The sequence below is a fragment of the Clostridium sp. N3C genome (assembly GCF_900095445.1).
Classification (GTDB): Bacteria; Bacillota; Clostridia; order Clostridiales; family Clostridiaceae; genus Clostridium_AU.
In genome coordinates, this window is record NZ_FMJL01000080.1 from 1 (window position 1) to 6,712 (window position 6,712).

Consider the following 6,712-nt stretch of genomic DNA (forward strand, 5'->3'; position numbering starts at 1 on the left):
CCCTGATCAACCTAACCTCTTGCAAGAACAGCCCTCTAATGAAACCGGAGAAGGAAGGGAAATGAGCGATCATGAAACACAAGAGTAAAACATTAGCCATTCTCTTTTTTCTCGCAGTGTTAGTGGTCATAACCTGCCTCATCCCCGCAACTGCACTGGCACAGGACATGGTAGTCACTGGAGGGGATATCCATATCCATGAAGGCGAGCAGGTAAACAGCACAATAGTCATATTTGGTCCACACATGTTGATGGAGATGTCTGGCAGGGTCTTGTGAATATCCTTGGGAATACAGAAATCAACGGCAATGCAGGCAGTGTTATAGCTGTTGGCCCAGCAGATATTAATGGAACTGCCGGGGATGTTATTGTGATTGGTGGACCAGCTGTGATCAGGGGTCAGGTATCAGGTGCTCTAGTAGTTGTGGGCGGTTCTGTGGAACTTGCATCAAGCGCAAAGATCATGGGTGATCTGGTCATTGTCGGGGGCGCTTTGGTAAGGGATCCCGGCGCTGTAGTAACCGGCAGTGAGGTAAGTTTAACTCTGAAAGATGCCTTAGGAAGTCTGATTGTACAGTGGTTTAAAGGCTTCCCTTTTCCTGCACCAAGCTCTCCAATTTTTTGGTGGCGTCTGGTAAGCCTCTTGCTAATAGCTGTAGTGCTTGTACTTGTCAGTATTCTTTTCCCCAAAGCAACCGCAAAAACCGCTCACCAGCTGGCGGTCAGCCCTATTTTGAGTTTTGTTTGGGGAATAGTGATCATATTTCTGGCTCTGCCAACAACTATCCTGCTTTTCATCACCATTCTGGGCATCCCCCTGGCCGGTATGCTCTGGCTTGTCTTAGCCTGTGCCTACTACCTGGGGTTTGCCTCCTTGAGCAGTCTGCTTGGAGAAAAAGTCCTTACTGCTCTTGGCAGAGAACAGCCTGAACTCTATATTTCTACTCTTTTAGGGGCAGTTTTTATCAGCCTGATCACATGGATTCCCTATGTCGGCATGCCGATAGGGTGGCTGTTGAAAATCACCGGCCTAGGAACAGCCGTACTTTCCCTTGTCAACCGGCAGAGGTCATAAGAACAAAGCTGACCGTTTTAGAGACAGTCTGACACCACATAAATACTCTGAAAACTTTGCCACAATAGTGCTCATAGCGTTTAGGGAAGATACAAGGCTCTCCGTCCTTCTCCATTTTATCTGTTGGCATATTAAATCTATGAATTTATCAGCCTCATCTTTATAATCACCTTCTCGGCAGAAATCAAGAAACTTTTAGAATCGCATATATAGCATCAATGATATTAGATTTGTCTTTTGAACTAATTGCTTCTACTATATCCACATAAACGTTTGAAACATTATTATTTAATAACTTTATAAATGAAGCTTTTACTTGTACACAAGGTATCTTATATTCGTTAAATTCTTTGATTAATCTTAAAATACAATTTTTTATTTCTACAGAACAGTCATCAGATAAAGCAGGAGCTATTACATATGAAAGAATATCAACAAGGTTTCTAAACCTAGCACGAGATTCATCTGGAATAGAACCAAAAATATCTGGCGTATCGTCCATCGTTAAATAATGTTTATCAGCATCCCACCATTTAACTAAATCTTCGAGAATAGTCATACTTTCCTGTTTTGACCAGATGTTGTCAGTCGGAGCTTTTATGTTTTTCATTTCTTCGAATATAACTATATCTCCGCCTATAATCGATATACTTCTGTCTTTTTGTAATGCTTGTATAGGAATTTGTTTTTTTTAGATTTGTTAATAAATTTTTTAAATAAACTTAACGGTTCAACGCAGGATTTGCCTGCTATTTCACCACAAGTATTCAAACAAATGACAAAAGAAAGATAGCATATAAAAATAGTGGAATAACTTTGCTATATGGTTAAATAACAAAGCTTTTTAGGGAGGGAAATGTATCTCTTACGAATCTTGCAAATCTCATACCTACTTTATATCGAGATTAGTCAACTACAGAATGGGAATCTTTGTTTCTCTTTGTATGAAGATATCAGGGATGATTTGGAGAAAGATGTACGAGAGTATTTAGATTGGTATTTTGGAAAATAAACCCCTGAAAGTGACAATGATTGGCCACTCAAATTGTTTTATTGGCCCCTGGCTTTCTAGTGCCAGTGCCCAAATTTGAGAATCAACATGAGTTCAATAAAGAAACACTACAGAAAGGCTAAATCTAATTTGGCGGACGCTGGTATTACATACCAAGAAAACAGATCATGCAATAAAAGAACCATAGCTGTTTCTTTTCTCCTTCGAGTATGAGGGTAGAACCGTGATCGAGGTACTCCCAATATATCTGCGGCATCCTTAATACTAATGCATGTTTTCTCAGTTCATTGGCCAATGCAGCATAGGATGCAATATCTACTTGAGATGTACCCACTTTGGTATTCTTTTTTGATAATTCTTCCATTATAACATTAGAAGGGGTCTTTTTCTCTATATTTAATATTTTACATTTTTTATTTAGTGTTTTTCAGTGGTTTTGGACGGTTCCCTGTCAACTTATCACCTCTTTTTATTTTTTAACCTGATTTTTCCCGCACAAGGGACAGTTACTTTTTCTTTTCCAGTCAATCGTTCTGAAAACAAGGTTAAGGCCGTCAAAAGTCAGTATCCTACCCGAAAGCGTCCTGCCAATGCCAAGTATGACTTTGACCGCCTCAAGTGCCTGCAGCGAGCCTATTGTTCCTGCAACCATTCCTATTATGCCCACGTCGTTACACGTCAGCACCTTTCCGGCCTCAGGCGGTATAGGGTACAAACACCTGTAGCATGGAGACTTGTTCGGTATTATTGTCATAAGTATGCCTTCAAACCCCAGCACCGCTCCTTCAACAAGCGGTTTATTCATAAGATAACAGCAGTCGCTTATCAGGTACCTGGTTGAAAAATTATCCACGGCATCTATTACAACGTCATACTGTCTGACTATATTTTCTATGTTGTTTTCATTCAGCCTCACCGCGTGTTTTATTACATTAATGCCCGGATTTAGTTTTTTCAGTTTCTCTTCTGCAGAGTCAACCTTGTTTTTGCCCAGGTCATCGGTAAAATGGAGTATTTGCCTGTGTAAATTTGACATATTTACCGCATCAAAGTCAACAACACCCAATGTCCCGACACCGGCTGCGGCAAGATAATACAAAACAGGCGATCCCAAGCCTCCTGCACCTGCTACAAGTACTCTGGAATTCAGCAACTTTTCCTGTCCTTCATGTCCAACGTCTTTCAATAATATCTGCCTTGAATACCTGAGTAAATCACTTTCACCGATCATCTTAAGTCTCAGCCGCCTCCTATGAATTTAACAATCTCAATATTATCGCCGTCGTTAATCAAAATACTGTCCCATTTTTCCTTATCAGGAATTTCATAATTATGCTCAACAACAACCATGGAAGGATTGATCCCTTTGGAATTCAGCAAAGATAAAATTGTCATTTCCCCGTCAATGATTTCTTCCCTTCCGTTTATCATTACTTTCATCTGGCACCTTTCCCCCCTTTTTTATAAACTGAGCTCAAACCTGCTTTTATTTTGATACAATTTCCATTTCTTTTGTTAAAATTTCTTTCCTTGCGTCATCCTTTGTGTTGTATATTTCATTTACACACTTTCCCCCAACTTGCGCCTGATATTTAAAATTTTTTGTTCAATGTTTTCGGCTCCGACTATTTCCGTAACCATGGCAACACATTTTGCCCCTCTTGAAATGACTTCATCCACATTGCTTTCCTTTATGCCCCCAATGGCAACAAAGGGTATGTTAATGTTCTTCACCACGTAATCCAGATATTCCAGCCCAACAGGTTCACAAACGTCCTTTTTTGTGTATGTCCTATAAATAGGTCCGACTCCGATATAATCGGCGCCTCTTCTAACTGCATCCTGCGCCTGCTCTGGGGAATGGGTTGAAATGCCTATTATCATCTCATTGCCTACCAGTTCTCTTACCTTTTCCACCGGCAGATCATCTTGCCCTAAATGTATGCCGTCAGCTTTTACAAGCATGGCCAGATCAACGTCATCGTTAACTATGAATGTAACTCCGGCTTTTTTTGTAAGTTCCCGGATTTGCATGCATTCATTGTACTTTTCCAGCATTTTTTTCTCTTTTTCCCTGTATTGAATTATTTTCACCCCTGCGTTTATCATGGCTTTTATTACCTCAATATTGCTCCTGCCTCTAGAATGTTCTTCAGAAGTCAGGCAATAAAGGCCGGTAATCAGTTTTTTACTCCTGGAAAAAGCACTCTGCCTTTTATTCAAGCTCGAAGGCAATATATCAAACCTGTCCATAGCCAATCTCCAATCTATAAAAATTGATTTACGGTGCAGTTCAAGCGTTAATGGCATAGTTGCTGCCAAGTGAAAATATTCCGCAGCAACAGCTTATTTCCATCAGATAGCCTGCCAGTCTTTAAATACAGGCTGATATCCTTTCTTGTAAAGCATATCTTTTATTTCCTGTACACTCCTGCCGTCAGATATGTCAAACTGCCCTTCCGTGTTTTGTTTATGCGCATATCCTCCTACTTCCGTAGACGACCCCGCTGACATCTTTGTTACTCCAAGCCCCACCAGATTGTCGCGAAGCTCAGGTCGCTCTCTTGTTGATATGGTAATTCCAACTCTGGGCATATAGAGTCTCAGAGCAAGCATAATCTGAACAAGTTTTCTGTCGCTGACTTCAAACCTGGGCTTGAAATGACTTACACATGGCCTTATACGAGGCAGGGACACGCTTATTTCAATATCCGGGTACTTGTCCTGCAAGTAATGAGCATGCAAACCTGTAAAGAAAGCTTCACTTGTCACATTTTCCAATCCCAGCAGCGCACCGATTCCAACACTCCTCATTGATGCCATGCAGGCACGTTCAGGGGCATCAAGCCTGTATCTGTAATTATGTTTTGGGCCTTTAGGATGCAGCACTTTATATGTATCTTCGTTATACACCTCCTGGAACATTGTAAAACCGTCAACTCCGGCGTCAACCAGTTCTTTGTATTCGTGTAGTTCGAGAGGATATACTTCTATTGAAATTGAAGTAAAATATTTCTTTAAAATTTCAACACATTGTTTAATATACGATACAGGGCTGTGCTTTCTTGACTCACCTGTTAAAATCAAAATATGCCTGTGGCCTGTAGATGAAATTGCTTTGGCTTCCTTTTCCACTTCCTCCATGCTTAACTTCTTGCGGGCTATTTTGTTGTTATGATTAAATCCACAGTAAACGCAGTGGTTGGTGCAGAAATTTGACAAATAAAGAGGAGTAAACAGAAATATCACTTTACCAAAATGCTGAATGGTAAGCTGCTGCGATTTTCTTGCCATTTCCTCCAGATACTTTCCTGCCGTATCAGAAAGCAACGCCAGATAATCAAGTTCATTAAGGTTTTCTTTATTGATGATTCTTAAAACGTCTTCGTCCTTTATGCTTTCAAGGAATTTTGAAAAATTAAAACCCTTGTATTCAAGATACTTTTCATAAAAGCTCATTTACAGACCTTCTTTCCTTTACCCTTATTATTACTTTCCTTACCCTTATTCTTAGTCGCGCAGAAAGCCTGTTAAAGGTGATGATGCTTCGGCATATTCCTTTACTGCGCTTGTACCGGAAATATAAGCTGCCCTGCCTGCTTTAACTGCAAGGCTGAAGGCTTTAGCCATCATAACAGGATCTCCTGCAGTAGCAATAGCTGTATTCACCAGCACTGCAGCCGCCCCTATTTCCATTGATTCAGCTGCATCAGACGGTTTACCAAGGCCTGCATCCACGATAACAGGAAGATCAATTTCATTGACTAGTATTTTGACAAGTTCCCTTGTTTTAAGCCCCTTATTTGTGCCTATAGGAGCCCCGAGAGGCATTACAGCTGCTGCTCCTGCATCCCTGAGCCTTCTTGCCGCCATCAGGTCCGGACACATGTATGGCAACACCACAAACCCTTCCCTGGCAAGTATTTCTGTTGCCTTTATTGTTTCCATGTTATCCGGGAGAAGATATTTGTTATCAGAAATAACCTCAATTTTGATCCAGTTGCCACATCCCGCAGCTCTTGCTAACCTGGCAATTCTGACAGCTTCCTCGGCATTGCGGGCACCAGATGTATTCGGCATGATGATGCAATCCTCCGGAAAATAATTCAGCATATTTTCCTCTTCTGAATCAAAATCGATCCTTCTTAAAGCAACAGTAACAACCTGCGCTCCTGAAGCTTTGATTACCTCAGGAATGAGCTTGTTGGAAGAAAATTTGCCCGTACCTATAAAAAGCCTGCTTTCTATTTCTCTTCCTCCGATGATTAATTTATCACTCATATTAAACCTCCAACAAAAAGTAATATTACTCTCATTGCTGCTTTGAATTGATTAATTTTCTATCCGGCCGCGTTTGCCTTATCAGATAAAGTAACATCTGTAGGGGAAACAAATGAGATAATCGTTGGAAGTATAATAAAAAGAGCTTACCATCAAGGTAAGCTCAAGGAACAAACACATATTGATTATTGCTTCCCTACGATGGTACTAACCATATCAGGTTCAAAGGGTTGAGATAATAATATCTTTCTCAGCCTTGCGGCACCCCTAGCAGCAATATTGAGTTTTTATGTGAAAATTGTACCATATTAGATTACATTATGCAAATAATAATTTTGATTTGG

General features: G+C 40.5%; 8 protein-coding genes and 1 riboswitch. Of the genes, 1 reads left to right on the forward strand and 7 read right to left on the reverse strand.

The features are described 5' to 3' along the window. Positions 1-274 precede the first annotated feature (274 nt). Positions 275-1,075, forward strand: a complete 801-nt coding sequence (locus N3C_RS14185) for a DUF8173 domain-containing protein (RefSeq protein ID WP_074366662.1) — start codon at positions 275-277, stop codon at positions 1,073-1,075. Positions 1,076-1,259: 184 nt separating this feature from the next. Here the strand turns inward: N3C_RS14185 and N3C_RS14190 are convergent, their stop codons facing one another. The 7 genes from N3C_RS14190 to N3C_RS14220 all read right to left on the reverse strand — a co-directional run bounded on the left by N3C_RS14190 (position 1,260) and on the right by N3C_RS14220 (position 6,368). Continuing rightward, a complete protein-coding gene (locus tag N3C_RS14190; RefSeq protein WP_074366663.1) occupies positions 1,260-1,685 on the reverse strand; it encodes a hypothetical protein in 426 nt (141 codons plus the stop codon). Positions 1,686-2,232: 547 nt separating this feature from the next. Then, complete coding sequence (locus tag N3C_RS14195) at positions 2,233-2,451, reverse strand: hypothetical protein (protein ID WP_074366664.1); 219 nt, start codon at positions 2,449-2,451, stop codon at positions 2,233-2,235. A 105-nt stretch (positions 2,452-2,556) separates the two neighbouring features. Beyond that, the gene (locus N3C_RS14200; RefSeq protein WP_074366665.1) at positions 2,557-3,318 is read right to left on the reverse strand and encodes a HesA/MoeB/ThiF family protein; all 762 of its coding nucleotides are present in this window, start codon (positions 3,316-3,318) and stop codon (positions 2,557-2,559) included. Positions 3,319-3,326: 8 nt separating this feature from the next. Next, positions 3,327-3,518: a sulfur carrier protein ThiS gene (gene thiS, locus N3C_RS14205; RefSeq protein ID WP_207648632.1), complete on the reverse strand. Its 192-nt coding sequence runs from the start codon at positions 3,516-3,518 to the stop codon at positions 3,327-3,329. A 129-nt stretch (positions 3,519-3,647) separates the two neighbouring features. After that, the gene (gene thiE, locus N3C_RS14210; protein WP_074366667.1) at positions 3,648-4,340 is read right to left on the reverse strand and encodes a thiamine phosphate synthase; all 693 of its coding nucleotides are present in this window, start codon (positions 4,338-4,340) and stop codon (positions 3,648-3,650) included. 102 nt (positions 4,341-4,442) lie between these two features. Then, on the reverse strand, positions 4,443-5,546 hold the full coding sequence (gene thiH / locus N3C_RS14215; RefSeq protein WP_074366668.1) for a 2-iminoacetate synthase ThiH: 1,104 nt from the start codon (positions 5,544-5,546) through the stop codon (positions 4,443-4,445). Positions 5,547-5,597: 51 nt separating this feature from the next. Further along, on the reverse strand, positions 5,598-6,368 hold the full coding sequence (locus N3C_RS14220) for a thiazole synthase (protein WP_074366669.1): 771 nt from the start codon (positions 6,366-6,368) through the stop codon (positions 5,598-5,600). Between the two features lie 176 nt (positions 6,369-6,544). Beyond that, positions 6,545-6,647: riboswitch (TPP riboswitch) on the reverse strand. Positions 6,648-6,712 lie beyond the last annotated feature (65 nt).